The sequence below is a fragment of the Vibrio nomapromontoriensis genome, from assembly GCF_050337205.1.
In the GTDB taxonomy this organism is placed as follows: domain Bacteria; phylum Pseudomonadota; class Gammaproteobacteria; order Enterobacterales; family Vibrionaceae; genus Vibrio; species Vibrio nomapromontoriensis.
In genome coordinates this window covers 664,040-690,619 of record NZ_JAKJSS010000006.1, presented here as the reverse complement: position 1 = coordinate 690,619, position 26,580 = coordinate 664,040, and the positions used below count along the sequence as shown (strand labels likewise).

Genomic DNA, 26,580 nt, shown 5'->3' with positions numbered 1-26,580 from the left:
AAGATTGCGGTTCACATTACCAACCTTCGAAGTATTTTGCCATTAATTTGTAACGAAAATGGCATAACACTCCTGTTTGCTCGAATAATCAGCAGATCGTTTCAGCATAAGGCGTAATTACACAAATAATTTACTACAATGCGCTTTTTGGCCGTATGAACCTATTTATAATTCTAAAATTAACGAAGTTAATAGCGAAATACGCCAATCAACCACGACAAAATTTAACATTTCGTTTTCATTCTACCTTTTATGCAGCATTATCAAATGTCAAAAAAAAGCTAAATGTGACGATTATCACAAGGTAATGGGACTTACTTTACGTTCCGTAGCAGTAATTCACAGTTCTGCATGAACAGGAAGTTGCTATCGCCCTATAACACGTGACATAGGACTAAGACCAAACTCGTCTCTCGCAGTTAGAACCTTGAAGATAAAATAAGAGAAGCAAATGACATTGGCGATTATATCCACCAAAGAGAAGATCGTAGTGTCGTAGTAATTGACAAAAAAAAACCCAGCCTTTGACTACCAAAAAGACTGGGATAACTGGATTCATATGCACGGCTCAAGTGCAAATTCAGATAAAGAGATTGTTATCCAAAGAAGGCATAGCGCGCTCTTTTTCAACACCTTTAATGTTAAATATATTTAACATTAAAGGTAGTCCCCTTTCAGGTTACACGCCGAATACTCAATGAACGTGCTGCCCACCAAAGTAGACGGTTAAAGGGTCAATGTTGCTGTCAGAAGGCACCGTCGAGGCCGCTTCCAGAAACAAAGAGAATAACTCCGATTGTGAGGATATCTTTAGCTTGTTGTGTATTCGTTTGCGATACACTTTCACTGTCTCGGTGCTAACTTCTAATAATGGAGCAATCGCTTTGGTCGAGTAGCCCTGCAATACAAGCTGGGTCACCTGACATTCTCTTTCACTTAAAAAGTCTTTACCGAAGTTGCTAAATATGTCATTGAGTTGGTGCCCGATCGTACGCTCTTCTACCTTACCAACTTGAAAATGTTTACTGACCGCTGCTTGAATGAGCTCAAAGTAATTCATCAAGCAGCATCGCTCATCACACTCAACTGAGTCTCGATTGCGAAGGCCTAACGACAAGACAACATTAAATTCCTCAGAGCATTTAATTAACAGCCCCACCTCTTTTTTAAGCCCTGTTTGCTTATAGACTTGCTGATAATAGTCACTGGTATAAAACTCATCAGGGGCAATATCTTCCAGTCGATACACACCATCAGCGGTTCCTGCGCGAATGAGCTGGTAAAATGGGTCAAGCACAAGCGTATTAAGCAGCTCTTTATTCTTCACTTCATCAATGAAATAGTCTGAGTCGTTATAAATCATCACGGGAGGTTTACCCTGACTAAACCCCATAACCACCAGGCTTTCGTAATCAATAATATTCGTAACGAGCTGTGATAACTGGGACAGAAACCGTGTCTCTCCAATGGCTTTTATTACACCAGGATACCTATCACAGAACACTTGCCAACCTTCCATAGGTAAGGACATAGACACTCCTTTCGTCATTGCCGCGTTTACATTAAGGATCTATCACGAATAACCATTCACCTCAATTAACGTACTTTCAATCTATTCGCAAAACCCACAACGCCGCTTGTGAACTATTAATTTGTCTGAAGTTAAATCGTAAAGTAAGCGCTAACATCTCACTTTTCGACAATGACTCACTAATTTGACTTTGCCGTTATTGAGTTAAACATGAATACAAGTAGATATTTCAACCATAGTGGCAAATATAATTAACACCCAAAAGTAGCAATGCCCTTTTTTGACTGTATTCATCACACTTTTGCATCATATTCTGTCTTATAAACTGCGCCCCAACCACGCCGTAGCCCCGATTGCTTATACCGACACACTTTACCGTCAAATATTGTACCCAATTTGGGGTACAGACCAAGAGGTGCAACAATGCACATAATGTTTAACAAATGGATAACAAGATGGACATAATATGCAGGGACAGATGATCAACAGCCAACTGACTATCACGGAAATAATGCGGCATGCTGAAAGAGTAAACAGCGAAACCGAAGTCGTATCCATAACCCATGATAACCCCAACCATCGCTACACACTAAAAGATGCGTTTAAGCGAGTGAGGCAACTCGCCAACGCTTTACAAGATATGGGCATTAAGCAGGGCGATAGAATTGCGACGCTAGCATGGAATGATTATCGACATCTCGAGCTCTATTACGCCGTATCATGTTCAGGGGCAGTGTTGCATACCGTCAACCCTCGCCTGTTCCCAGAACAAATCGAGTACATCGTTAACCACGCAGAAGATTCCGTCGTTTTCTTTGACCCCATCTTTCTGCCACTCATTGAACAACTTAAAGAAAAACTACCTACCGTGACTCGGTTCATCGCACTTACCGACTCGCAACACCTGCCAACCAGCAATGTCGAAGCCCTGATTGACTATGAGACGTTAATCCAAGATAAAAGCTCGCAGTTTACATGGCCTGACATCAAAGAAGATCAAGCAAGCTCCCTGTGTTATACCTCAGGAACTACAGGCAATCCAAAAGGCGTATTATATAGTCACCGCTCGACCGTTTTACATTCAATGGGCAGTGCACTTCCCGACGCTTTTGCCCTCTCATTAGACGAAACAGTTATGCCCATCGTGCCCATGTTTCATGTTAATGGATGGGGCCTTGCCTATAGCGCGCCTATGACAGGAACTAAACTTGTTCTCCCTGGACCTAAAATGGCAGACGGTGAAACGCTCACTCGCCTCATTAATGAGGAAGGCGTGACCATGACCGCTGGCGTACCCGTGATTTGGCTAACACTACTAGAACACCTAAAAAATACCGATACTCAAGTGCCTAGCTTAAATCGAATTGTTGTCGGAGGCTCCGCTTGTCCCGAGCTTCTCATTGCGGAGTTTGATGAACTGTTTAATGTCTCTGTTCATCATGCATGGGGAATGACAGAAATGAGCCCTCTTGGCACATTTAATCAACTTACCCCAAGTATCAAAGCACAAGGAAAAGCACAGCAAATGGCCACTAAGCTAAAACAAGGTCGAGTTGTATTTGGTGTGGATATCCGTATTGAAGATTGGGAGGGCAATGAACTTGATTGGACAGGCAATCAATTCGGTTCGGTAAAGGTACGAGGCCCTTGGGTCGCCTCGGGATACTACAAGCAAGGTGAGCAGCTAGACAGTAATGGCTACTTCGATACCGGAGATGTCGCCAGCATAGATAAAAATGGCTATATGATGATCACCGATCGTTCCAAAGACGTGATTAAATCGGGCGGGGAATGGATAAGTTCAATTGAACTAGAAAACATTGCCGTTGGTCATCCTGATGTGAAAGAAGCCGCTGTCATTGGTGTATCAGATCCTAAATGGGGCGAGAGGCCACTGCTTATTGTCGTGACCCATCAAGTTGAGGTTACTCAGCAAGAGCTATTGGACTACTTTGACGGCAAAGTAGCCAAGTTTTGCATACCCGATGCTGTCGTATTCATTAAGTCTCTGCCTCATACCGCAACGGGTAAACTCAGTAAAAAAGACTTAAGAGCACAATTTGCCCATTACGCACTTAACTAATTTTTCGCTCTGTTACATATCGCACAGCAAATACGAAACCGTGCTGGGCGATACGTAATCATGTTGTAAATACTAAGAGAGACCGTTAGGTCTCTCTTAGTATCCACTCCGTACCAAAAAACACCAAATAAACATAGCGTTAACAATTTTGTAACCCAATTGGGTACTACTGTTAATCCTATTAGCAGCCCATTATTAACATAATGATAACAATCCTGATCTAGGATGGATAGGAGAACACTATGTTAAGTCACCTTTTGAGGCCCACTCGAACCATTGATTCTAAAGCGCTCATCATTGCCGCCACAATGCTGGTCATGTTTGCGCCCAATGCGTTTAACTTTTTACCCTTCATGCTCGGTGGTGTCGCTGAAGCAATGTCGCTGAACGATGCTCAAATCGAGAGCATCGCCATGTATGAATTACTTGCAACCGCCCTTTCTTCTTTACTATTTTCGTTGCTTTTAATTCGTAGAACAAACTGGCGCTATGTTGGTTACCTTGCGGCCTTTGCCCTGATTATTGGTAACTACTTAAGTATGACCGCTCCAGATTTTGACAGCTTCATTACCAGCCGACTGATTGCAGGTACCGGTCAAGGTATTGGCTACTCTCTAGGTTTAGTAGGTATGAGTGTCACCAAAAACCCAGGACGAAACTTTGGCTTTATGATTGCGGCGTTAAACGTTTGGCTAATCACGTGGTTCGTCTTAATACCTGAGTTAATGGCAACTTATGGCCTTAATGCGCTCTATCAGTTCTTTATGTTCGCTTCCGCCTTATGCCTAGTAGCATTTTGGTTCTTCCCGAACAACGGGCGAATTGATAAAGACAAAGAGATTACCGACAATAGCTCTGCGAGCATTGATAAGAAGCATTTTGTTGTTCCCATGATTTGGGTTGGCGGCGCATTTCTTGTGTACAGCTTAAGCCTTGGCATTATCTATCCATACATCGAGCTCATTGGCGCGGACATGCAAGCATCAACCGAAGATGTAGGCTTAGTTCTTGCCATCGGATCCGTTTTAGCCGTTGGTGGTGGTATTTTGACCGCTGTAATTGATAAAAAATTCAGCCACACAACCATTATTGTTACCTTGAGTATTATTAATGGTGCTGTTTGTTTTGGTATGGCTAGCACACAAGACACAATTTCATTCCTTGGCTTCTCAACTCTTTACATCATGCTATGGAACATGATGTATGCACGTTACTATACAGCACTCGCAACGACAGATAAGTCAGGTTACTTTAGCTCATACGGTCCAGAAATCGGTACCGTAGGCTTAGCGTTGGGACCAATCTTAGCCCAGGCCCTAACAGTGACAGGCGACTTCCAAGGTCAGGTCGGTGTTGGAGCAGTTTGCATCGTTGTCGCTACGGTAATGGTTGTCATTGGTTTCAACAAATCCAAGGCGGTCAACAAAGGGCTCGATTCCGTAGAGCGTCGTAGCAGTAATCACCAAAAAGCATAACGACAACCTCATCAGCTTCCACGCACTAAAGCAGCGGCAATAAAAAAGAGAGCCAATAATCGGCTCTCTTATCTTTATCAACGCCACAGCTGTTTATTTCACTTCCCTTTGCGCCCTCGAGCCTCTCACCACCTCACCTCACACCCTATGATAAAACCATAGGATCCTTATTCACGGTGAATTTCATTTCTAGAGATAATCCTTATTGGGTTCCTTGTCTGAATCTAAACCGTCACTTTCTCTCAACCGAAACGAGCTACAATGAAAAATAATCTAGCTATCGCCCTCTTGTTCCTCACTGGCTGCAACTCAATCGCGCCTGAACACCAAGGAACATATCAACTGTGTACTTCGTTATCGCAATACGACAACGAAGCAATAGAACAAGAACTCATCAATAGAGGTGTGGATCCGAAAGGGATGGAGTGTGATAAAGCTCGGGTCGAATCGCAAAAAGAAAGAGAGCGAGAAATGAAATTAAATCGGGAGCTATGGCTATTAGAGCATAAGCTTCGTCATGAAAGCTATTAGTCGCTTTACTAGCCCTATGCTTGATATTAAGAATACGTTCAGAAAAACGAAAAGAGGCGCATGTCAGCGCCTCCTTCATTAATCACCGGGTTATTTTAGCTGATTTACTGCAGCTTTAATCTCGGCAACTATAGATTCATTTCTAATTGAACCTTTTTCGAGATCAAAATTATCGTAGAAACTTGGTACTGATACGCTCGCTTTTACATTACCACCGAAATATGGTGCTGAATTTGTGGCAGCGGCTAATACCGTTGCAGCACCACCGGGTCCCGGCGATGTTGCCAAATACACGGCTGGTTTACCCGCAAAAACTTCACGCTCAATACGCGTTGCCCAATCAAACAAATTTTTATAAGCGGCGGGATAATGACCATTATGCTCTGCATAAGAGATCACCAAAGCATCTGCTTGCGCGATATCATCCAAAAATTGCTTAGCACCTTGTGCCTGACCAATCTCTTTCTCTTTATCTTCACTAAACAAAGGAACGTCATATTGACTGATGTCTAAAACCTCAACATCCGCACCTTCAATTTGATTAGCTGCGTACGTCGCTAACAATTTGTTAATCGACGTTCCGCTTGTACTTGCACCAAATGCGATAATTTTCATAGGGATTCCTTCTGCTTTTCGCTTATTCGTTCGGTATGGATATAGATTAATCCATTACCAACAATCAACAAGCAAGAAAATCACACTATGTCATTCGAAATTTTCGAACAAGACTACATCAGCGCAGTACGATATCAGCGCAAGACTAAACCAGTGCTTGTAGCTCACTCCAAAGATCGTTCACTATGATTCGATCTGCAGGGCTTAGCTCCGCCTTCGCCTCATCCAAACTGGCTTGAATTCGCAATTTTAGTAGAGCAACGTCGTTAATTCCCTCTTCTTCGCAAGCTGCGGTAGAAAGAGAAATATGCCCACGTAGGTAACCACCCGCAAACAATTCGTCGTCCGACGCGTTCTGAATTCGCTCATCAATAATAGCGATAAGCATGTCTTCGTATTCAATAATCATAAAACTGTTGTCCTGATAGGGGCTCAGCGAACGATAAACTGTTCACTGCTTAATTCTGAAATTTGATAGTGGTCTCTCAGCGCATTAGATAACTGTGCCACTCTGACGGGTAAACCATCTCGTAAGATTTGCTCAACCTCATCTTTTACTTTTTGCATAAAAACCAAGCGATCAGGTTCAAAGTTACCATTTAAATTGTCGCAGCTCACCGTAAACGGAAAGCCAGCACTTGTCGCGAGTATCCACTCATAGGCTTGAGGACGAATCTCAACTTTTTCAAACTCGGCCTGTATTTGTTCAGTACGACCATCCGGTTCATACCAATACCCGAAGTCTTCAAGTAAACGTCGTTTCGCACCAGCCACGCACCAGTGAGCAATTTCATGTAATGCAGAAGCATAGAAACCACGAGCAAAAATGATGCGATGGTGGTCAATGTCGTCACTCGCGGGAAGATAAATAGGTTCATCCCCACCTAACTCTAAACGCGTATTATAAGTGTCAAAAAAAGTCTGATTAAAAATTTGAATAAGATCTTGATACTGATGGTGCATGGTCATTTTATACTGCAAATATTAAGGGGGTATTGTCTCTGGAATTGCCGATGAGGTAAAGCATCTCTGCTGCTTTTGTTCTCTATCCCCGACATTACTTTACCCATTAGTTTTTTTAATCAGAAAAACCACAAAACATCATTAAATTTCATTCGTCAACAGAGCAGATCACAATTACACTAACGCATGATTTTTTTTTGAGATTCGTGTCATGTTGCTAAGTGTTTTATACATTATAGGAATTACGGCCGAAGCGATGACAGGCGCACTCTCTGCTGGTCGTCGTAACATGGATTGGTTCGGAGTTATGCTAGTGGCAAGTGCTACAGCAATTGGTGGTGGTACCGTTCGAGATATTTTACTTGGGCATTACCCGCTAGGTTGGGTTAAGCACCCAGAGTTTTTGGTCATTACTTGTGTCGCGGGTGTGTTAACCACCGGGCTAGCGAAATGGATCATCAAATTTAAAGGCGTGTTTATTCGACTCGATGCGCTTGGCTTAGTGGTCTTCACGATTATTGGTACCAATGTTGGTATCGGTATGGGGCTGCACCCGTTTATCTGTATTGTTTCAGGTCTAGTCACCGGGGTATTTGGTGGTTTACTAAGAGATCTCATCTGCAGACAAACGCCGCTGGTACTGCATGAAGAGCTGTATGCGTCTATCTCCGTGATTGCTGCTTGTTTGTATTTGGGTTTATTAGAGTATGGTATTGATACGCTTCCAACGACCATCGCGACCATCGTTGTGGGTTACACCCTTCGCATGGCGGCGGTAAGATTCAAATGGCGCTTACCGAACTTTAAACTCGATAGTGAAGAAGCGATCCATTAATTGACAAGCCCTAGCATTCGTTGACTAGGGCTTTTTCATTACAAGCTTTACTTATTACAGGTGATAAGCACACGATGTTTATACGCTTTTTCCGCAATAAGTTTTCTTAGCTTTAAGTGTTTCTTAGCTTTAACTATTTCTCAGCCATAATTATTTCGCCACTATCGCTAATCACGAATCAGCCTGTGAGCACACTTTCTTTTGCACAGCACTTGGGGCTGGTTCATAGTGGCTCAATGTCATGCTAAATCGCCCTTCGCCACCAGTCAGTGCTTTCAAGCGACGCGAGTAGTCCTGAAGTTCATTAATGGGAGACTTAGCTTGTAGCCTTGTCGTAGTGTGTCCTCCTTGTTCACTGCCGACGATCAACCCTCGATTCCCAGAAAGATCTCCTGTTACATCTCCTACCGAAGACATCGGGATTTCAAGTTCTAAGTCAACAATCGGCTCTAAGACAATCGGCCCAGCGGCTCTCACCGCTTCCAAGAATGCTTTTTTCCCGGCAATGATAAAGGCTATTTCTTTTGAATCCACCGAATGGTGCTTACCTTCAAGTACGGTCACTTCAATATCTTTAATCGGATTACCAGAAATTGCGCCTTCCTCTAATGCTTGGCGAACGCCTTTTTCAACAGCAGGGATTAACGATGTCGGTATTGAGCCACCCACCACTTTATTAACAAATGAGAACCCTGTACCACGTTCGAGTGGTCTCACCGATAAGTGCACTTCACCAAACTGCCCCGCTCCGCCACTTTGCTTCTTATGCCGATATTGCGCCTGCGCCTCACGGGTAATGGTTTCAAAATACTCGACACTTGGTTGATGCGTATCGACTTTTAGTTTGTAAACTGTCGCCATTTTCTCAAGGGCAATCGTCAAATGAAACTCACCTTGACCACTGAGTACTGTTTCATTGGTCGCAGCTCGGTGTTCTAACTTCAAAGATGGGTCTTCTGCCAAAATTTTGGTGAGTACGTCCGACAACTTTTGTTCATCACCACGTTTTTTCGGGGTCAACGCCAAGTTATACATTGATTCTGGAAATTGTAGCGTTTTAAATGTAATGCCATCTTCGTCATGAGAGTCATGGATGAGTGAATCAAAAGCCAGCTCGTCCACTTTCACCAACACACAAAGATCTCCGGCCTTACAGGAAGCGATCTCATGACGTTTTTTACCTTGTAAATTATAAAGGTGTCCAACTTTAAACGCTTTGCTACTCTCCCCGACATACAACTGACTGCCCGTGGTTATTTCACCTTGGAATACCCGAACGTAGGCGATTTTCCCCAAGTAAGGGTCAACACTTACCTTATAGACATGCGCAACGGTATGATCACGTTGATCGCAATTTATCGCGACCTGCTTACCTTGTTTTTCAAGTAATGGCGGATTACCTTCATCAGGCATTGGCATAATTTCCGCTAGAGTCCTTAGCAATAAATCACAGCCAGCCCCCGTGTCGGATGACACAAAACAAACCGGAATCACGTGCCCGGTTCGCAGTGCTTCTTCAAATGCATCATGTAATTGTTCAGCGCTTAATTCAGATCCTTGCTCAAGATAAAGCTCCATCAATGACTCATCGACTTCAACCACCTGATCCACTAAAAGTTCATGGGATTCATCGACACTACTAAACAAGGTTTTCTGCTCAATATTGGCGGCAAAGTAGCAATCAATGACTTCGGCAGGCTTTTGTGAAGGAAGGTTTATCGGCAAGCATTGAGCGCCAAAGCGTTGCTCTATTTCTTCGAGAAATGGCAACAAACGCTCTGGATGAGCGTCGATCTTATTGATAACTATCATTTGGCATTTCTTTTGCGCCTTGGCAAAAGCAAACAACTGCTCTGATACCTGATTAATAGAGGTACTGACATCCAACACCAATGCGGTCGCTTCTACTGCAGGAAAAACACTCAGTGTGCGTCCCAATAGCTCCACTTGCCCCGGAGTATCGATAAGGTTGATGTGGTGACCATTCCAGTTTAATGAAATAGGTGTTGCCTCAACACTATGCTGATATTGAATTGACTGATCGTCAAAATCGGTGATGGTATCACCGTCTTCAACATGCCCTAGGTGATTGCTAGAATGTGACTCAAAAAGTAGCCGTTCGATTAAACTGGTTTTACCCGTTCCTGTTTGTCCAACAACGGCTATATTTCTGACTTCGTATTTCGACATAGGTGACTCCTTAAATGATTGAAAGCGCGGTCAAGCTTCGAGTCGGCGGTTTCCCGCCTGCTCGTCTTCCAAGTCATTTTTTGGATTCCTCTTCTCAAAAAGTACCTCCTTGTCACCGGAGTAAACAGTGTGAACCTATAGCCTTACTTTTTATGTGACTAATTTCATGTCAGCAGACATTAAGCAAATTTATTCACCGTTTCGTGATTGGGCACAAAAAAACGCCCTTAGATATTCTCTAAGGGCGTTCAGTAGTAAACTAAAACTAAGCTGACTAAATCACAGGCGTTTCCGTTGTCACTCCGTGGTTTTGTCCACGATGGCGCAATAGATGATCCATCAATACAATCGCCAACATTGCTTCGGCAATTGGTACCGCTCGGATACCCACGCATGGGTCATGACGACCTTTGGTAATCAACTGCGTCGCTTCGCCACTACGAGTGATCGTGTTACCCGGTACGGTAATGCTCGATGTCGGTTTCAAAGCAATGCTAGCAACTATATCTTGACCGGTTGAAATACCACCTAAAATACCACCCGCATGATTACTGCTAAAGCCTTGAGGGGTCAGAGGGTCGCGGTGTTCACTGCCCTTTTGACCGACCACATCAAAACCATCGCCAATCTCAACACCTTTCACGGCATTAATACTCATTAGAGCGTGAGCAATATCGGCATCTAATCGGTCAAAGATAGGTTCGCCTAAGCCAACAGGAATGTTAGTTGCCACCACCTGCAGTTTGGCACCAATTGAGTCACCTTGCTTTAACAGCGCACGGATCAGTTGGTCAAAATCATCCACCTTATCGGCGTCTGGACAAAAGAACGCATTGTTTTCAATTTCGTCCCAGTCCACTTTATCAATGCTGATGTCGCCCATTTGTGACAAATACGCACGCACTTCAACACCAAATTCTTTCTTTAGATATTGCTTGGCAATCGCGCCTGCGGCAACACGCATCGCGGTTTCACGTGCAGAAGAACGACCGCCACCACGATAATCACGTACGCCGTATTTCTGATGGTAAGTATAATCGGCGTGACCTGGACGAAATTTATCTTTAATTTCTGAGTAATCTTTAGAGCGTTGGTCGGTATTTTCAATCAGTAGTCCAATTGAAGTCCCTGTAGTTTGGCCTTCAAACACACCAGACAGAATCTTAACTTCATCCGCTTCACGTCGTTGAGTTGTATAACGTGATGTGCCTGGACGACGGCGATCTAAGTCAACCTGAAGGTCAGCTTCTGAAATTTCCAACCCTGGAGGGCATCCATCAACGATACAACCTAGCGCGATACCATGGCTCTCTCCGAATGTTGTCACTCGAAAGTGTTGTCCGATACTATTTCCTGCCATTACTTCCTCTGTTTTCTAGAACAAGCCCGCCTCAATACAATAGCTTGTTCTTCTGCCTGTCTGTTCTTCGTGATTTCATAGTGACGACAAAGCCAGACGTTGTAAACCCCCAAACAAAAAAACGCCGCAATATTCATCGCGGCGTTTTCTAATAAGGCTTGGTTACTATTCAGACTCGTTTAGTCTTTGTAAATAGCAAACTCATCAGCACAAGCAACTAATTGCTCACGAGTTATCATGAACACGCCATGACCACCGTTGGCAAACTCAATCCACGTAAATGGAATCTCAGGATACTGCTCCATCATGTGAACCATTGAGTTACCTACTTCACAAACTAGAATGCCGTCATCCGTTAGATAGTCTGGCGCATTGCATAAGATGCGTCGCACAAGTTTTAGACCATCACTGCCTGCTGCAAGCCCTAATTCTGGCTCATGAGTGAACTCCTCTGGTAAAGAGTTCATGTCTTCTTCGTCCACATAAGGTGGATTGGTGACGATGAGGTTGTACTTATCTTTAGGCAAATCACGGAATAAATCCGAACGAATAGGGAAGACTTGCTGCTCAAGACCGTGGTCTTGAACGTTCTGCTCTGCCACTTCAAGCGCGTCGGATGAAATATCAATCGCGTCCACTTCAGCATTTGGGAACGCATGCGCACAAGCGATAGCAATACAGCCACTGCCCGTACACATATCCATAATACGCGTTGGTTCTTCAGTTAACCAAGGTTGGAACTGAGATTCAATGAGTTCACCAATAGGAGAGCGAGGTACAAGGACGCGCTCATCAACAAAAAACTCCAGTCCACAGAACCACGCTTTATTGGTTAAGTAGGCGGTAGGTGTTCTGTCGTTAATACGGCGGATCACTCGTTCAACAACTCGTAAGCGTTCACTGCTCGTAAGGCGTGAATTCAAAACGTGCGGTGGTACATCAATCGGCAAATAAAGCGTAGGTAAGATAAGCTGAACGGCTTCATCCCAAGCATTGTCTGTACCGTGTCCGTAAAAAAGACCCGCGGCATTAAAACGGCTAACGGTCCAGCGTATCAAGTCTTGAAGTGAGTGAAGCTCAGAAACGGCTTCTTCCACAAAAATCTTATCCAAAATTGCCTCCAAAAAGCGCTACAATACTACCCAACAACGAAGTTCAATGAGTGTTTCTAAAAAATGAGCCAAAAAGACACCGACGCGGATGACGATTTCGCCCTTTTTAGGGGTGAAGTACAGGGCGTAAAAAAGTTGCAACAGGATACCATAGTCCAGCAACCAAACCGAAATAAGAAACAGAAAGAAGCGAAAAGAACTATTAGAGAAGCTTCTGATGCTGAATTTTACTTCTCTGACGAGTTTGTTCCCCACCTAAGTGAAGAGGGACCAACACGTTACGCTCGAGATGATGTTTCAACATATGAAGTGAAGCGACTGCGCCGCGGAGTTTACGTACCCGATGTATTTCTAGATATGCATGGTATGACACAGCAAGAAGCCAAGCGTGAACTCGGTGCCATGATTGCGCATTGCGTAAAAGAAAGCATACATTGTGCCTGTGTCATGCATGGTATTGGCAAGCATATACTCAAGAAAAAAGCGCCACTTTGGCTTGCACAGCACCCTGATGTTATGGCATTTCACCAAGCGCCACTTGAATTTGGTGGCGATGGTGCTTTACTCGTGCTGCTATCTATTCCGGAAAAGTAAGCGCTTCGATTAAGGGTGAAGGTGCCACAGCAATTCGCCCTGTCTTCTTTCTACATCATACTCGACACACACTAAACCTGATGTGGGAAACATAGGTGCATTCATGTCACCCACTAACTCAGCCGTTAAGTACCCCACTAAAGGCAAGTGTGACACCAGCAAAATCGACTCCAGGGATTCAACATTGCTCATCGCACCAATATACTCCGCCACATCTTCAGCTTGACCATAAGGCGTTATGTCATCACACACCGTCACTTTTTTTCCAGTAAAGACTTCACTGATCATATTCCAAGTCTGCTGAGCCCTTAGGTAAGGACTCACCAGCACATGGTCAAAAGATGAAAAACCTTGCTGCTTACATGCTCGTGCAACAGAAAGAGAACACAGTTCGCCATGAGACGTTAAGGCTCTCTCTTCATCGGTAGCAGCATAATGAACCGCTTCTCCGTGACGCATTATAAAAACTTTCATACGTTTACCTGTTCAAATCAGTAAGCCCCTGTTGCTATTCAGGACTCTACAAGACGGTTACTCTACAATAAAAAAATTAATTATATCAATTGACTTGCTAAAGGCGTCGACTTTCTTAACAATTTAATAAGTAAAATAAAAAATATTTGTAACTTTATTTTTGCGTGTCTCAAATTAGACGTCATAATTATTTTACTTACTCATTATATTACCAGCTCAGCAATTAACCTAGTAAGTAGCAATAATGAGACGGGTCATAACTTCGTTACTAAAACGTAAAAAACCACGAAATTCAGGCTATTATGACCAATGAGACAACGCTTTCGTTGCTAGCGCTTGGTAAGGTCGTCCAAGCGAACGCTTATATCTGGAGAAGATAAGTGCACCTAAGTCCAAACGATAACCGATCCTATCGCATCCTCACCTTGGATAATGCGATGCAAGTTCTGCTTATTGAAGATCAGCAGGCTCAAAAGTCGGCGGTAGCGCTTGCCGTTAATGTCGGTCATTTCGATGACCCTAGTGATCGCGAGGGTCTCGCCCATTACTTAGAGCATATGCTATTTCTAGGAACGGAAAGATACCCTAAAGTTGGCGAGTTTCAGTCCTTTGTTAATCAGCATGGCGGCACTAACAATGCATGGACGGGCACTGAACACTCCTGTTTTTTCTTCGATATCTACCCCAACGCCTTTGAGCGCGGGCTTGACCGCTTTAGTCAATTTTTTTCTGCGCCACTTTTCAATGAGGAAGCGCTAGATAAAGAACGGCAAGCCGTTGATTCTGAATATAAAATGAAATTGCACGATGATGGACGCCGCCTATATCAGGTCCAAAAGGAAACCATTAATCCTGCGCATCCATTTGCTAAGTTTTCCGTTGGTAATCTCGACACTCTGAATGACCAAAACGGACAGTCAATCCGCGACGAAATCTTGCACTTCCACCAGCAGCAATACTCCGCCGACCTTATGACACTTGCGCTGATTGGCCCTCACCCACTGGATGAATTGCAGCAATGGGTCGAAAGTAAATTCAATACGGTCAAAAACCAACACCGTCAGGATAAGCGAGTAGATGTCCCGTTTATGACGGCTGAAGAAACTCAAAAGATCGTTCGTGTTGAACCGATAAAAGAAATCCGCCGACTAATATTGGCATTCCCAATGCCAGCGACCAACCAATATTATCACAACAAACCCCTCTCCTATTTTGCCAACTTGCTTGGCCATGAAGGAGAAGGCAGCTTAATGTTATATCTAAAAAACAAAGGCTGGATCACGTCACTATCTGCTGGCGGGGGCGCCTCTGGTAGTAACTTTAGAGAGTTTTCTGTCAGCATGACCTTAACGCCGCAAGGCCTTGAGCATTCCGATGACATCATCACGTCCGTCTTCCGGTTTATTGCGCTGATTAAAACACAAGGTATGCAGGAGTGGCGTCACCTTGAAAAGCGCGCAGTGATGGAATCTGCGTTTCAGTTTCAAGAGCCCGCGAGACCATTAGATCTTGTCAGCCACCTTGTCATGAACATGCAAAATTATCAGGTCGATGACATCATGTATGGTGACTACAAGATGGCAGATTATGATGAGTCCCTTATTCGTGAGTGCGGCGACTATCTCACCGCCAGTAACCTCAAAGTCACCATCGTCGCAAAAGGGCAAACCTTTGATAAATCGGCAAAGTGGTATTTTACACCTTACTCCGTGGCACGTTTTAGCGACCAGCAGCAAGTCATGTTTGTCGATGCAGAGCGCATGCCACAAGCCAAAGACTTATCCAACCTGCCGTTTTCTTTACCAAAGAAAAACCCTTTTATTATTTATGATCTGACCAGTTACCCGGCGGAATCTAATCACGAATTTCCGGTGTTACTGGAAGATTTAGATGGCTTTAGGTTATGGCACCTACAAGACCATGAGTTCAACGTACCAAAGGGCGTAGTATTTATTGCCATAGACAGTCCGCATTCTGTCAGTACGCCTAGAAACATTGTTAAGACTCGCTTATGTGTGGAGATGTTCTTAGATTCGTTGTCTGAAGAAACCTATGAAGCGGAAGTCGCTGGTTTGAATTACGATATGTACGCACACCAAGGGGGCGTCACATTATCCATTTCTGGTTTTAGTAAGAAACAACCACAATTACTGAATATGATTTTGCAACGCTTTGCCAGCCGAGAGTTTAACCAAAGCCGCTATGAAAGCATTAAAGCTCAGTTGTTGCGTAGTTGGAATAACGCCTCAAAAGATCGTCCAATATCACAACTATTCAATCAAATGAGTGGCATTCTGCAACCTAATAACCCACCCTACCCAGTGTTAATAGAAGCACTAGAAACCATAGATGTCGATGAGCTTCCAGCGTTCGTGCAGTCTATTTTGTCAGAGCTTCACATCGATATGTTTGTTTACGGCGATTGGCAACGACAAGGCGCGATTGATATCGCCACGACACTCAAAGATGCGCTTCGTCTTGCCAACCAAAAATACGAAGAAAGTCTGCGTCCGTTAGTCATGCTTGGTAAAAATGGTAGCTTCCAACGTGAAATGTTCTGTGACCAAGAAGACTCTGCGATTGTGGTCTATCACCAATGTGATGATATTTCCCCTCGCAGTATCGCCTTGTACACGCTCGCGAATCACTTGATGTCTGCGACGTTTTTCCACGAGATCAGAACCAAGCAGCAGCTCGGTTATATGGTGGGCACTGGTAACATGCCACTCAATCGTCATCCGGGTATTGTGTTGTATGTGCAATCACCGAAAGCCGCGCCAAGCGAGCTTATTCGCTCTATTGATGAGTTTCTAAATGCCTTTTACATGGTGTTATTCGAACTCGATGACTATCAATGGCATAGCAGTAAGAAAGGGCTTTGGAACCAAATTTCCACACCAGATACAACGCTTCGCGGGCGAGCTCAACGCCTTTGGGTCGCCATAGGCAATAAAGATACCGAATTTAATCAACGAGAAAAGGTGCTGGAGGAGTTAAAGACGCTTACCCGTGCAGACATGATTCGCTTTGTGGTGAATGAACTAAAACCTAGAACAGCAAACCGATTGATCATGCATAGCTTGGGCAAAGCCCATAGCGACGCACCACGCCTTAATATTGGCTTAGAAATTGGTTCTATTGACGAATTCCAACTGAGACCAAAAGATACCGATTTAGGATAACTGCCAAGCACTAAGATAACGAGCTACACGTTAAAAATAACAAAGCCATCATTATTGATGGCTTTGTTTGCTTAGTGGCAACAAAAGATGCTCTTAATAGAACGTTTCGTTTAAACCCGCACGAGTTAACAACCCATCGCAAGGCGCAAAACGATCGCCATGTTTCTGGGCATGTTCGTTCATCATCTCAACCACTTTGGTGATACCCAACGCGTCCAAATAACGGAACGGGCCACCGAGGAAAGGTGGGAAACCGATACCGAAAATCGCACCAATATCACCATCTCTCGGGCTTTCAATAATGCCTTCATCCAAGCAACGTACCGCTTCATTAAGCATGGGTAGCACGCAACGCATGGCAATTTCGTTCTCTGACAATTTCGTCTCTGGTTTCAATCCTAGGACGCGATAGACCGACGTGTCTACTGACTTTTTCTTGCCCTTGTAACTATAAAAGCCTTTACCTGATTTTCTGCCTTTACGACCATCGTTTAAGAGTTTGTCAAACACATCCGGACCTTGGAATCTCTGACCCAGTTCAGCCACTAAGATAGGCATGATCTTAGCGCCAATATCAACACCCACCTCATCCAGTAACGTAATAGGACCAACGGGGAAACCAAAGTTAAGCAAGGCTTTATCTAAAGCTTCAATCGGTTCGTTCGCAAGCAAGACATTAGCTGACTCATTCATATAAGGCGCCAAGATACGGTTCACATAGAACCCAGCTTGATCTTTTACCACGATTGGTGTTTTACCTTGTTTCTTAGCGAAACTCACAGCAGTGGCAACCGCCTCGTCAGACGTGGTTTCATGAGGGATCACTTCAACCAGTGGCATTTTGTCTGCGGGACTAAAATAATGTAAACCCACCACATTTTCTGGCCTAGCCGCTTGCTCTGCGATTTGTCGGATAGGTAACGAAGAGGTATTGGTAGCGAAAATAGTATCTGGTCGCGCATACGTTTCGACATCTTTGACCATCTGCTGTTTCAGCGCTAAATCTTCAAATACCGCTTCAACCACAATGTCGGCGTTATCAAAACCAGTGAAGTCTGTTCCACCTGCCATTTGTAGCATTTGCGACTGCAATTCTGCTTTGGAGATGATGCGGCGCTTACGTTTTTTCTCCAATAACTTGTAGTTGTAATTGAGGGCATTCAGTATCCCTTCGTTTGCTACGTCCTTGATACGTACAGAAGCTTTTGCTTTGCTAACCGAAACATGGGTAATGCCCGCGCCCATCAAGCCACCGCCAAGTACCACGGCACGCTTCACCGTTTTCGGTATCGCATCACGACCCAGCTCTTTCTTCATTTCTGTGGTGGCAAAGAAAATGGATCGCAACGCGTTGGATTCTGACGTCATGACGAGCTCACCAAAGCGTTTCGCTTCGTACTCTAGTCCTTTTTCCATGCCTTTTTCTAGGCCAAATTTAATCACATCTAAAATGGCATCTGCTGCGGGATAATTACCGCGTGTTTTGGCGTGCGTCTTCTTCGCAGCTTGATCAAAAATAACCTTGCGACCAAGTCCAGTTCCGGCCATCACCACTTCTTTGTTCGACAATTTTTTAGCTTTACGCTTTTTGCCTTTCTCTAATAACTGTTTCGCCACATCCAATAGAATAGTTTCAGGTACCATGGCATCGACCACGCCCAGCTTTTTGGCTTTTTTAGCTCGTAGCTGCTTTCCAGTAAGAATAAGGTCTAGCGAAGGAAGTAATCCTATTAACCGTGGTAGGCGCTGCGTACCACCAGAACCAGGCAATAGCCCTAACTGCACTTCAGGTAAGCCAAGCTTGGTAATTGGGGCATCCGTACACACGCGATAATCACACGCTAATGCCAGTTCCAATCCCCCACCAAGACAAGGACCATGAATCGCGGCAACCACAGGAAATGGCATCTCCGCTAATTGACCAAACATCTCTTGCCCTTTCGCGGCCAAACTCTGCGCTTCTTCCGCTGAAGTGCAAGCGGCCAGCATACGAACATCCGCTCCGGCGACAAAATTGTCCGGCTTTAATGAATGCAGAATGAGTCCTTTCAGCGTGGATTTCTTATCTTCTAACTGCACAAACACGTCGGCCATTTCATCCGCAAATGCCGCTTGTAGTGTGTTCATTTTTTCGTTGGGAACATCAATGCTCAGCCAGGCGACGTTTTGTTCGTCTATCGTTAGTTGAAATGCTTTTTGATCACTCATTATTCCACCTCCAAAATCATCGCAGCACCGAGACCACCTGCCGCACATGCCGTATTCAACGCCAACCCGCCGCCTCTTCGTTGTAGCTCATTTAAGGTCTGAGTAATCATTCTCGCACCCGTTGCTGCGAACGGGTGACCATAGGCTATCGAACCGCCCAAAACGTTAAACTTATCCATATCAATTTCGCCAATCGCTTGTCCACGACCGAGTTTTTCCTTGGCAAACTTCTCACTGGCAAACATCTTCACGTTTGATAAAGCTTGCGCAGCAAACGCCTCATGCATATCTATAAGTGTTAAGTCAGACAACTTGATTCCAGCTCTATCTAGCGCCATCGGCGTTGCATAAGACGGCCCCATCAACATGTCTTGTTGCACCCCTATTGCAGAAAACGCGTAAGAGCGAATGTAGCCTTTTATTTCAAGTCCAAGCTCTTTGGCACGCCCTTCTCGCATCATCATGATCGCCGCAGCACCATCGGTTAACGGGGTACTATTTGCCGCTGTCACCGTGCCATATTGTCGGTCAAAAGCCGGACGTAATTTGGCATAGCCCTCAAGCGTCGAATCATGGCGAATGTTATTGTCTTCATCTAAATATTTTTTATACGGTTCTGGAAAAGCCGTCATCACTTCGTCACGTACTTTGCCATCTTTCCATGCTTGAGACGCGAGAGAGTGCGAGCGATGAGCCAGTTCATCTTGCTCTAGACGGGAAATACCATGAGATTTAGCCATTTGTTCAGCCGTTTGCCCCATCGAGATCCCGGTTGAATACTCCGCGACCGCAGGCGGGACTGGCATTAAGTCCTTAAACGACAATTTCTTGAGAATGCTGAGCTTTTGCCCCACCGTCTTGGTTTTGCTAAGGGCAAGTAAGTTGGCCGCAAGGGTTTTCGACACCCCAATAGGCAAAACGGAAGACGAATCCGCCCCTCCTGCAATACCCACGTCAATGGTGCCGGACATAATGCTTTCACAAACATTGGCGGCGGCCTGAAAGCTGGTCGCACAGGCCCGAGTTACACTATAAGCGTCTGTGTGGATATCCATTCCAGTACCTAACACGATCTCACGAGCGATATTCGGCGCTTCTGGCATCTGCACTACTTGACCAAACACCACTTGCTGCACCAATTTTGGATCGATATCCGTTCTAGCCATCATTTCAGCCACCACCATCTTGCCGAGATCGACAGCAGGCACCTGACCAAATTCTGTGCTTTGTTTTGCGAAGGGAGTACGAAGCCCTGCAACAATCGCGATTCTTTCGCCATTGCGAGTCGTAAGGTCGAGCTTCCTCACATCCTGATTGCTCATAGTTTATCCTTTCAATAAGAGGTCTGACCACACCATTGTAACGAAGATGTTAAAGATTTAAAACATTCGTTTGATAAAACTTCGAGTCTTTATTGTATTCCGTGATATGGTCGACCAAAATTGAATATGAGAATTCAAACACTTGAGCGAGAATAGCGGCACGTATTAGCTAAGACGTTTTAACGATACGAAGTGATAACAACAAGAAGAAATCGGAACAAAATGAGATGTGCTAGCGAAAGCATCGGATAAAGCAGAAGGCAAGCTCAAGCTTAAATTCGCGCGTCAGCACGCGCTTAAATAACAGGCAAAAAAAAACCACACAATAGTTGTGTGGTCGGAATGTATAAAGCAATTAACTTACGCCAATTGAAAATAATCAGTTTCCTGATTAGGAGAAAGTAAAGTCAGCCTTCAAAAGGAAGTGTCATCTTGCTCAACATGTCGGTTTCGAAAAACCAACGAGATGACAAGAGGTAATATAACCGCTTCCCCAAGTGAAAAATTGAAATAGATCAATTTTGAGTGACTTTACGCGCTTTATGTAACAAAAACTCCAATCACAGAGCAAAAACGGGGGCTCCTGTGTCAGTGATAAAAAAAATTCGAAATAAATTTTCGAATAGTCCGGTCAACTTAGATATGGACAAACAAAGAAAATACGAAGCACTTGTACGTGCCTATCATCGTGATCTGTTCCGCTATGCTTATTGGCTTTGTAAAGACAAAAGCATTGCTGAAGACTTAGTGCAAGAAACCTGTCTTCGAGCTTGGAAATCACTAGATAGTCTTCAGGACGAAAAAGCCGCTAAATCGTGGCTTATCACCATATTGAGACGAGAAAACGCCAGACGCTTTGAGCGTAAGCAGTTTGACTTGGTTGATATTGATGATTTTGGTAATGAAGCAAAAGTCAGCGATGATCCTCACCATCAGCAAGAATGGCTTCAAGCCCAGATTATGAAACTCGATGTTGAATACCGAGAACCACTCTTTCTGCAAGTCGTTGGCGGCTTTAGCGGCGAAGAGATTGGCGATATACTCGACTTAAACAAAAATACCGTCATGACCCGACTGTTTAGAGCCCGCAATCAGCTCAAAGATATGATGGAGTCTAGCGCATCACCAAGGGGGCAACAAAATGGATGAATTAGAATTCCGTCGTCGCATTATGTCCGAACCGAAGGCAAAAGATCCAGAGTTATTAAAAGCGATGCAGGACAATGACGCCAACGCGAAGTTTATGGACGACATTTTTTCGATGGATGCGCGTATTGAGCAGGCGATGAAAGTCGACGTCCCCGATGACCTAGCAGACAAGATATTGTTCAGTCAGTCCAGCAGCAACGTTGTGAAGGTGAACTTTGGTAAGCGAGCGCTATCTCTGGCGGCATCCATTGCTTTTGCCTTTGGGTTATTGGTGGGTCAAGTTAATTGGGGAAGCGTCGCGGTGTCCACTGCGCATGCGTCACTCTCTGACACCGCAGTCCAGCACGTACATGATGAAATGGGCTTTATCGACCCATTAGATGAAAAAGTATCAGAAGCACAGATCAATGCCAAACTGTTACCGTTTGCCTATCAAATTGGTCAACAGTTTCCTTACCATGTCTATTACTTAAACCACTGTGGTTTTGGTGATGCCAACGCGATGCACATGGTGTTTCAGGGCGAAAAAGGCAAAGTGACGCTTTTCGTTACCAAAATTCCAAGTGAACAAGCGAAGCTTTTCCAAAAAGATGGCATGTCTGGGCTTGTTGAGCCACTCGGTGATGCCAGCTTCATTTTAGTCGGCGAAAAAGGCGAAGACTTCTCTAAAATCGGCGAAAACCTGAAAGATATACTTGACCCTGCGGCATAATTCACGAATTAGCCTCAGGCACCATAAAAAAGCCTTATTTCATAATAAGGCTTTTTTTTTGCGAGTTAATTCCCACTAAACCATGCAACTTTCTAGAGTACAAACTCTAAATATAAGCATTTTCGATGCATTTCATGCCAGATACACATCATTTATATACTTTTTAGCCATTTTTCCTTACTGGTCTGATTTCTATTACCTATACTAGCGATTAGGATCAGCCCCAAAATTGAGTATTAACTCAATTCAATAACGCCCATAGAGGCGATTACATAAAGGATGTATATAAATGACAACTTCGCGTCTGTATAAAAAAACGCTCTTAGCAGTGGCCGTGTCATCGCTCACGCTTGCTTCACACCAAGTAGCAGCTGCTGGCTTCCAACTTAATGCTCAATCTGCAACCGGTCTAGGCCGTGCTTTTGCTGGTGATGCGGTTATTGCTGATAATGCTTCGGTAATGGCTCGTAACTCAGCGGCTATGGCGCTGTTTGACTCGCACCAATTTTCTGGTGGTGTGAACTATATTAAGACTAGTATTGATATTAAAGATATTAGCTATGAACCAACTGGCGGGGCACTTCCACCAACCGCAGTTGCAAACGCTAACAACAGTAGTGGAACACCTGTACCAAACATCTATTACATTCATAGACTAAATGAACAATGGGCGCTCGGTGCTGGCATTTATTCTAACTTTGGAACTAACAACAACTTTGATGATAGTTTTGGGGCGGGTTCTTCACCGATTCCAGGCACTGCACCTGACGCTACGGTGTTCGGCGGTACAACTGAAATTGCTAGCATTAACTACGCCATAAGTGCCTCTTATCGCGTAAATGACCAATGGAGTGTTGGTGGCGGTATAGATATCATCCAAGGCAGCGGTAAATTAATAAGAAAAACGGGACTAAGTGCCCCTGCTGATACTGCACTAGATATTGATGCTAGCGGCGTTGGTGTTGGGTTTAATTTAGGCACTGTATATGAACTGAATGAAAATAATCGATTTGGCTTTTCGTACCATTACAGCCCTGAAATTGAAGCGAAAGGTGATGTATTTTACGCAAAGGACCTAACCGCAGACAGCATAAAATTGCCACTACCAAGCATGGCTGAGTTTTCTGGTTACCACCGAATTCAGGATACAAAATTTGCTGTTCACTATAGTCTTCAATGGATTGGCTGGAGTGCATTCGACAAAATCGTAACGAACAATAACGTAACTGTAAAAGATTACGAGTGGAAAGATGGTTACCATGCTGCCCTCGGCGGTACATATTACTTAAATGATGCATGGACACTACGTGCTGGTTATATGTATGACACGGCAGCTCAAGATAAGCTTACTTCAATTTCTGTGCCTGATTCAGATCGCCAATGGTTATCAGCAGGTTTCGGTTACCACTTTAAAAAACATCACGTAGTTGACTTTGGTATCACTTACCTAATGGGTAAAGATGTTTCCGTCGAAGAAACTCTAGTTGAAGGGACTACACAGCTAACAGCAACTACCCAAGCTAACGCTATCCTAGCAGGTATCCAATACAGCTACAGCTTCTAATCCGCTACCTAAGTTAACCATTCAAGGTTAACAAGCTAGCAACAGAAAGGGTCGGTACTTCCGACCCTTTTTCATAACTGAACATCTCACCACATCCTTTAATAGCAACTCTTTCGGCTACTATTCTCACGCCAACTGGTCATACCTTTTCTTCATAATATCTTACAACTGTACGCTGAAATTTTGAAACAAGCCCTTAACAACCAGAATATTCATCATGAATATGTTGGATTTTCAATATATAACTTCAAAAAGTGTATTTTGACGATAAATGTGTTTTAAAGCATTTACTCTAAAAATACAATCGCCGCTCAAAATAGAAAACATTGAGCGAACAGTAATGACAATTTCAACACGTACTCCCCTTTCCATCGCAGTGGTTCTAGGTTTACTTTCTTCAACTCAAGCTACTGCTGCGGGTTTCCAACTAGCGGAATACTCAGCAACAGGTCTTGGACGCGCATACGCTGGTGAAGCAGCCATGGCGGATAATGCCAGTGCACAATGGCGTAACCCAGCCATGTTGACGTACCTAGAAGGCACTCAGATTTCTGGTGGCGTGTTGTATGTTGAGCCGAATATTGATGTGAAAGGAACGGCGGCTACTGGATATACTGAAGCAAAAGATATTGCTCATAGTGCACCAGTGCCTAACTTGTATCTCTCTCACCAACTCAATGATCGTTACTTTATCGGTTTGGCATTGAGCTCAAACTACGGTATGGAAACAGAGCTCGATAGTAATTTTGGCGCAACTCAATATGGTAACGAAGCTAAGGTCATGACCGTAGAAGCGGTGACTAGTCTGGGTTATAAAGTGACTGATGCGGTAAGCATTGGTGGCGGTATCCGCTTTGTCACTGGTGAAGGTAAAATTGGCGCAACCGCACCGAACAGCAGTATTCCGGGTATCGACAAGGGTGACTATCTTAAATATGTTGAAGGTACTGATTCTTCTTGGGGTTACCAATTGGGTGCAGCTTGGCAGATTAATGAATCTAACCGCATTGGCTTTGCCTACAAATCTGAAGTCACGATGGATTTTGATGGCTATGGCGAAGGCGCTGGCTTTAGCTTTAGTGGCAAACAAGATGGAAAACTCAGCATTGCTTTGCCTGCAACAGCAGAATTGTCTTCATTCCACCAATTAACGCCTCAATGGGCGATTCACTCTAGTATTAACTGGACACAATGGAGTAGCTTTGACAAGCTAACTGCCGAATTTGCCGACGGCTCAAGCTCTGAAATTAAAGATGAGAACTGGAAAGACAGTTATCGTTTCGCGGTTGGTACTACATATAATCTGAACAAAAAAATCACGCTTCGTGGTGGTGTCGCTTATGACATGTCAGCAGTTGATGACAAATACCGCACTACCACCATTCCAGAAACCGACCGTACCTGGCTTAGTGCGGGTGCAAGCTACGCATTCAGTAAGCAGTTTACTATCGATGGTGGTTTAACGTATATCATGGCGCGAACAGCGACTATCGATGAGCCGCGAGTTCCCTCTGATGGCCTAGCCGATATGCTATATGGTGGGTTCACTGGCGAAATCTCTGGTGATGTGTGGATTGCTGGTATCCAAGCAAACTACCGCTTCTAGTATCCATCTCAATCATAAAACGCCACTCTACGAGTGGCGTTTTTTAATGCATCAACCGATAGATCGATGTTGAGGATCGTGCGCTGCGCTACTCGAAATCATCTAAGTAGTCATCGATATACGCTTCTTGCTCTTCATCAACCTCTTCGTCGGCCACTTCAGCATTATAGTCCTGACGCTGAATATAAATATCACGCGTCAAAGCATAAGGATCTGGCGATTGCTCCAGCGTGGCTTCTTGTGATACCAACAGCGCACGCTTCTCCATTCCTTCCAATGCCCACTTACCAAAGCTCGCCCAGAAATTTAGATACGAGATAGGCGGATAAAAACCATCAACCGTATCTGCAAACGAGCGTACTGTCGTTGGTCCATAACCTGGCACCATAATGTAAGGACCATGGCCCACACCATAGTGACCAATGGCATCGCCAAACTCTTTTTTGTTGCGCTTTTCAATTCCAGCCGCGGACGCGATATCAATAAAGCCCAGTAAACCTAAGGTACTGTTAATCCAAAAACGATTAAAGTGATCAAGCGCTTTGCCCCCATTCCCCATTACCGCATTGTTAACGGCGCTGAAAGGTTCATCTAAATTGGCGAGAAAATTTCGTACGCCAAGACGAACGGGATCGGGGGTGTAGTTCACATAGGCTAGCGATACGGGGCGTACAAAGTAAGGGTCGAGATAATCGTAGTTGATATCCCACATAACACGGTTAAACCCTTCTATAGGGTCATAGACGTCGGAATCCGCCTCGGGTTCACTAACTACTTCACCGGAGTCCGAATCTTGGTCGGCTACCGCTATTACTTCAGGCGAGTCAATAGTTTCAGGCGAATCAATAGTTTCAGGCGAGTCGATAGATTCAGACTGAGCAGTAACACTGCTCTCTGATGGTGGGGTGTTCTGTATTGACGTTTCTTCAGCGTTGACGGATTGCTCCGCTTCACTGGGTGCTGAACTGCATCCCGCTAGAAATACGCTAGAAACAAAAACGGCAAAAAGTGTCACCTTTTTGCCGGTTAATGCTGATTGCATAACCTCTTCCATAAGACGTTGCAACCTGAGCT

General features: G+C 44.3%; 21 protein-coding genes. 10 read left to right on the top strand and 11 right to left on the bottom strand.

Annotated features, from left to right (window positions below; genetic code table 11):
* Nucleotides 1–694: 694 nt before the first annotated feature.
* Entirely contained in the window at nucleotides 695–1,531 is an 837-nt protein-coding gene (locus tag L4D05_RS03230; protein WP_428752338.1) for a helix-turn-helix transcriptional regulator, read from the bottom strand.
* 466 nt (nucleotides 1,532–1,997) lie between these two features.
* Here L4D05_RS03230 and L4D05_RS03225 point away from each other — a divergent pair, with 466 nt between their 5' ends.
* From L4D05_RS03225 to L4D05_RS03215, 3 genes are all read left to right on the top strand, one after another.
* Nucleotides 1,998–3,614: a long-chain fatty acid--CoA ligase gene (locus L4D05_RS03225; RefSeq protein WP_428793006.1), complete on the top strand. Its 1,617-nt coding sequence runs from the start codon at nucleotides 1,998–2,000 to the stop codon at nucleotides 3,612–3,614.
* Nucleotides 3,615–3,856: 242 nt separating this feature from the next.
* On the top strand, nucleotides 3,857–5,089 hold the full coding sequence (locus L4D05_RS03220) for an MFS transporter (protein WP_428752340.1): 1,233 nt from the start codon (nucleotides 3,857–3,859) through the stop codon (nucleotides 5,087–5,089).
* A 261-nt stretch (nucleotides 5,090–5,350) separates the two neighbouring features.
* Entirely contained in the window at nucleotides 5,351–5,620 is a 270-nt protein-coding gene (locus L4D05_RS03215; protein WP_428752341.1) for a hypothetical protein, read from the top strand.
* A 90-nt stretch (nucleotides 5,621–5,710) separates the two neighbouring features.
* On the opposite strand, the gene L4D05_RS03210 is transcribed toward L4D05_RS03215, so the two are convergent.
* The 3 genes from L4D05_RS03210 to L4D05_RS03200 all read right to left on the bottom strand — a co-directional run bounded on the left by L4D05_RS03210 (nucleotide 5,711) and on the right by L4D05_RS03200 (nucleotide 7,198).
* Nucleotides 5,711–6,235, bottom strand: coding sequence for an NADPH-dependent FMN reductase (locus L4D05_RS03210; RefSeq protein ID WP_428793005.1), 525 nt, complete (start codon nucleotides 6,233–6,235; stop codon nucleotides 5,711–5,713).
* Nucleotides 6,236–6,380: 145 nt separating this feature from the next.
* Entirely contained in the window at nucleotides 6,381–6,644 is a 264-nt protein-coding gene (locus L4D05_RS03205) for a YfcL family protein (protein ID WP_428752343.1), read from the bottom strand.
* A gap of 23 nt (nucleotides 6,645–6,667) precedes the next feature.
* Complete coding sequence (locus tag L4D05_RS03200; protein WP_428752419.1) at nucleotides 6,668–7,198, bottom strand: elongation factor P hydroxylase; 531 nt, start codon at nucleotides 7,196–7,198, stop codon at nucleotides 6,668–6,670.
* Nucleotides 7,199–7,409: 211 nt separating this feature from the next.
* Between L4D05_RS03200 and L4D05_RS03195 the strand changes: the two genes are divergently transcribed.
* The gene (locus L4D05_RS03195; RefSeq protein ID WP_428793004.1) at nucleotides 7,410–8,033 is read left to right on the top strand and encodes a trimeric intracellular cation channel family protein; all 624 of its coding nucleotides are present in this window, start codon (nucleotides 7,410–7,412) and stop codon (nucleotides 8,031–8,033) included.
* Nucleotides 8,034–8,204: 171 nt separating this feature from the next.
* On the opposite strand, the gene fusA is transcribed toward L4D05_RS03195, so the two are convergent.
* From fusA to prmB, 3 genes are all read right to left on the bottom strand, one after another.
* On the bottom strand, nucleotides 8,205–10,223 hold the full coding sequence (fusA, locus tag L4D05_RS03190; RefSeq protein WP_428793003.1) for an elongation factor G: 2,019 nt from the start codon (nucleotides 10,221–10,223) through the stop codon (nucleotides 8,205–8,207).
* Nucleotides 10,224–10,497: 274 nt separating this feature from the next.
* Nucleotides 10,498–11,583, bottom strand: coding sequence for a chorismate synthase (gene aroC / locus L4D05_RS03185; protein ID WP_428793002.1), 1,086 nt, complete (start codon nucleotides 11,581–11,583; stop codon nucleotides 10,498–10,500).
* 179 nt (nucleotides 11,584–11,762) lie between these two features.
* Nucleotides 11,763–12,695: a 50S ribosomal protein L3 N(5)-glutamine methyltransferase gene (gene prmB / locus L4D05_RS03180; protein WP_428793001.1), complete on the bottom strand. Its 933-nt coding sequence runs from the start codon at nucleotides 12,693–12,695 to the stop codon at nucleotides 11,763–11,765.
* A 63-nt stretch (nucleotides 12,696–12,758) separates the two neighbouring features.
* Here prmB and smrB point away from each other — a divergent pair, with 63 nt between their 5' ends.
* Nucleotides 12,759–13,289 (top strand): endonuclease SmrB, encoded by a 531-nt coding sequence (smrB, locus tag L4D05_RS03175; RefSeq protein ID WP_265676138.1) that lies wholly within the window; start codon nucleotides 12,759–12,761, stop codon nucleotides 13,287–13,289.
* A gap of 9 nt (nucleotides 13,290–13,298) precedes the next feature.
* Here the strand turns inward: smrB and sixA are convergent, their stop codons facing one another.
* The gene (gene sixA / locus L4D05_RS03170) at nucleotides 13,299–13,763 is read right to left on the bottom strand and encodes a phosphohistidine phosphatase SixA (protein ID WP_428752348.1); all 465 of its coding nucleotides are present in this window, start codon (nucleotides 13,761–13,763) and stop codon (nucleotides 13,299–13,301) included.
* 380 nt (nucleotides 13,764–14,143) lie between these two features.
* On the opposite strand from sixA, the gene L4D05_RS03165 reads away from it, so the two are divergent.
* Nucleotides 14,144–16,945: an insulinase family protein gene (locus tag L4D05_RS03165; protein ID WP_428793000.1), complete on the top strand. Its 2,802-nt coding sequence runs from the start codon at nucleotides 14,144–14,146 to the stop codon at nucleotides 16,943–16,945.
* A gap of 93 nt (nucleotides 16,946–17,038) precedes the next feature.
* On the opposite strand, the gene fadJ is transcribed toward L4D05_RS03165, so the two are convergent.
* Both fadJ and fadI read right to left on the bottom strand, forming a co-directional pair.
* Nucleotides 17,039–19,153 (bottom strand): fatty acid oxidation complex subunit alpha FadJ, encoded by a 2,115-nt coding sequence (gene fadJ, locus L4D05_RS03160; protein ID WP_428792999.1) that lies wholly within the window; start codon nucleotides 19,151–19,153, stop codon nucleotides 17,039–17,041.
* The gene (fadI, locus tag L4D05_RS03155; RefSeq protein WP_428792998.1) at nucleotides 19,153–20,475 is read right to left on the bottom strand and encodes an acetyl-CoA C-acyltransferase FadI; all 1,323 of its coding nucleotides are present in this window, start codon (nucleotides 20,473–20,475) and stop codon (nucleotides 19,153–19,155) included. The genes fadJ and fadI overlap by 1 nt, the downstream gene beginning before the upstream one ends.
* 642 nt (nucleotides 20,476–21,117) lie before the next feature.
* Here fadI and L4D05_RS03150 point away from each other — a divergent pair.
* The 4 genes from L4D05_RS03150 to L4D05_RS03135 all read left to right on the top strand — a co-directional run bounded on the left by L4D05_RS03150 (nucleotide 21,118) and on the right by L4D05_RS03135 (nucleotide 25,506).
* The gene (locus L4D05_RS03150) at nucleotides 21,118–21,624 is read left to right on the top strand and encodes a sigma-70 family RNA polymerase sigma factor (RefSeq protein WP_265676143.1); all 507 of its coding nucleotides are present in this window, start codon (nucleotides 21,118–21,120) and stop codon (nucleotides 21,622–21,624) included.
* Nucleotides 21,617–22,336, top strand: a complete 720-nt coding sequence (locus L4D05_RS03145) for a DUF3379 domain-containing protein (protein ID WP_428792997.1) — start codon at nucleotides 21,617–21,619, stop codon at nucleotides 22,334–22,336. The genes L4D05_RS03150 and L4D05_RS03145 overlap by 8 nt, the downstream gene beginning before the upstream one ends.
* A 289-nt stretch (nucleotides 22,337–22,625) precedes the next feature.
* Nucleotides 22,626–23,900, top strand: a complete 1,275-nt coding sequence (locus L4D05_RS03140) for an outer membrane protein transport protein (RefSeq protein ID WP_428752353.1) — start codon at nucleotides 22,626–22,628, stop codon at nucleotides 23,898–23,900.
* Nucleotides 23,901–24,240: 340 nt separating this feature from the next.
* On the top strand, nucleotides 24,241–25,506 hold the full coding sequence (locus L4D05_RS03135) for an outer membrane protein transport protein (protein WP_428792996.1): 1,266 nt from the start codon (nucleotides 24,241–24,243) through the stop codon (nucleotides 25,504–25,506).
* A gap of 88 nt (nucleotides 25,507–25,594) precedes the next feature.
* Here L4D05_RS03135 and L4D05_RS03130 read toward each other — a convergent pair whose 3' ends face one another.
* The gene (locus L4D05_RS03130) at nucleotides 25,595–26,548 is read right to left on the bottom strand and encodes an MlaA family lipoprotein (RefSeq protein WP_428792995.1); all 954 of its coding nucleotides are present in this window, start codon (nucleotides 26,546–26,548) and stop codon (nucleotides 25,595–25,597) included.
* Between the last annotated feature and the right edge of the window lie 32 nt (nucleotides 26,549–26,580).

Excerpts from the sequence above, each read along its gene's own strand:
- L4D05_RS03230 (WP_428752338.1), bottom strand. The coding sequence starts at position 1,531 with ATGTCCTTACCTATGGAAGGTTGGCAAGTGTTCTGTGATAGGTATCCT.
- L4D05_RS03225 (WP_428793006.1), top strand. The coding sequence starts at position 1,998 with ATGCAGGGACAGATGATCAACAGCCAACTGACTATCACGGAAATAATG.
- L4D05_RS03220 (WP_428752340.1), top strand. The coding sequence starts at position 3,857 with ATGTTAAGTCACCTTTTGAGGCCCACTCGAACCATTGATTCTAAAGCG.
- L4D05_RS03215 (WP_428752341.1), top strand. The coding sequence starts at position 5,351 with ATGAAAAATAATCTAGCTATCGCCCTCTTGTTCCTCACTGGCTGCAAC.
- L4D05_RS03210 (WP_428793005.1), bottom strand. The coding sequence starts at position 6,235 with ATGAAAATTATCGCATTTGGTGCAAGTACAAGCGGAACGTCGATTAAC.
- L4D05_RS03205 (WP_428752343.1), bottom strand. The coding sequence starts at position 6,644 with ATGATTATTGAATACGAAGACATGCTTATCGCTATTATTGATGAGCGA.
- L4D05_RS03200 (WP_428752419.1), bottom strand. The coding sequence starts at position 7,198 with ATGCACCATCAGTATCAAGATCTTATTCAAATTTTTAATCAGACTTTT.
- L4D05_RS03195 (WP_428793004.1), top strand. The coding sequence starts at position 7,410 with ATGTTGCTAAGTGTTTTATACATTATAGGAATTACGGCCGAAGCGATG.
- fusA (WP_428793003.1), bottom strand. The coding sequence starts at position 10,223 with ATGTCGAAATACGAAGTCAGAAATATAGCCGTTGTTGGACAAACAGGA.
- aroC (WP_428793002.1), bottom strand. The coding sequence starts at position 11,583 with ATGGCAGGAAATAGTATCGGACAACACTTTCGAGTGACAACATTCGGA.
- smrB (WP_265676138.1), top strand. The coding sequence starts at position 12,759 with ATGAGCCAAAAAGACACCGACGCGGATGACGATTTCGCCCTTTTTAGG.
- sixA (WP_428752348.1), bottom strand. The coding sequence starts at position 13,763 with ATGAAAGTTTTTATAATGCGTCACGGAGAAGCGGTTCATTATGCTGCT.
- fadJ (WP_428792999.1), bottom strand. The coding sequence starts at position 19,153 with ATGAGTGATCAAAAAGCATTTCAACTAACGATAGACGAACAAAACGTC.
- fadI (WP_428792998.1), bottom strand. The coding sequence starts at position 20,475 with ATGAGCAATCAGGATGTGAGGAAGCTCGACCTTACGACTCGCAATGGC.
- L4D05_RS03150 (WP_265676143.1), top strand. The coding sequence starts at position 21,118 with ATGGACAAACAAAGAAAATACGAAGCACTTGTACGTGCCTATCATCGT.
- L4D05_RS03145 (WP_428792997.1), top strand. The coding sequence starts at position 21,617 with ATGGATGAATTAGAATTCCGTCGTCGCATTATGTCCGAACCGAAGGCA.
- L4D05_RS03140 (WP_428752353.1), top strand. The coding sequence starts at position 22,626 with ATGACAACTTCGCGTCTGTATAAAAAAACGCTCTTAGCAGTGGCCGTG.
- L4D05_RS03135 (WP_428792996.1), top strand. The coding sequence starts at position 24,241 with ATGACAATTTCAACACGTACTCCCCTTTCCATCGCAGTGGTTCTAGGT.
- L4D05_RS03130 (WP_428792995.1), bottom strand. The coding sequence starts at position 26,548 with ATGCAATCAGCATTAACCGGCAAAAAGGTGACACTTTTTGCCGTTTTT.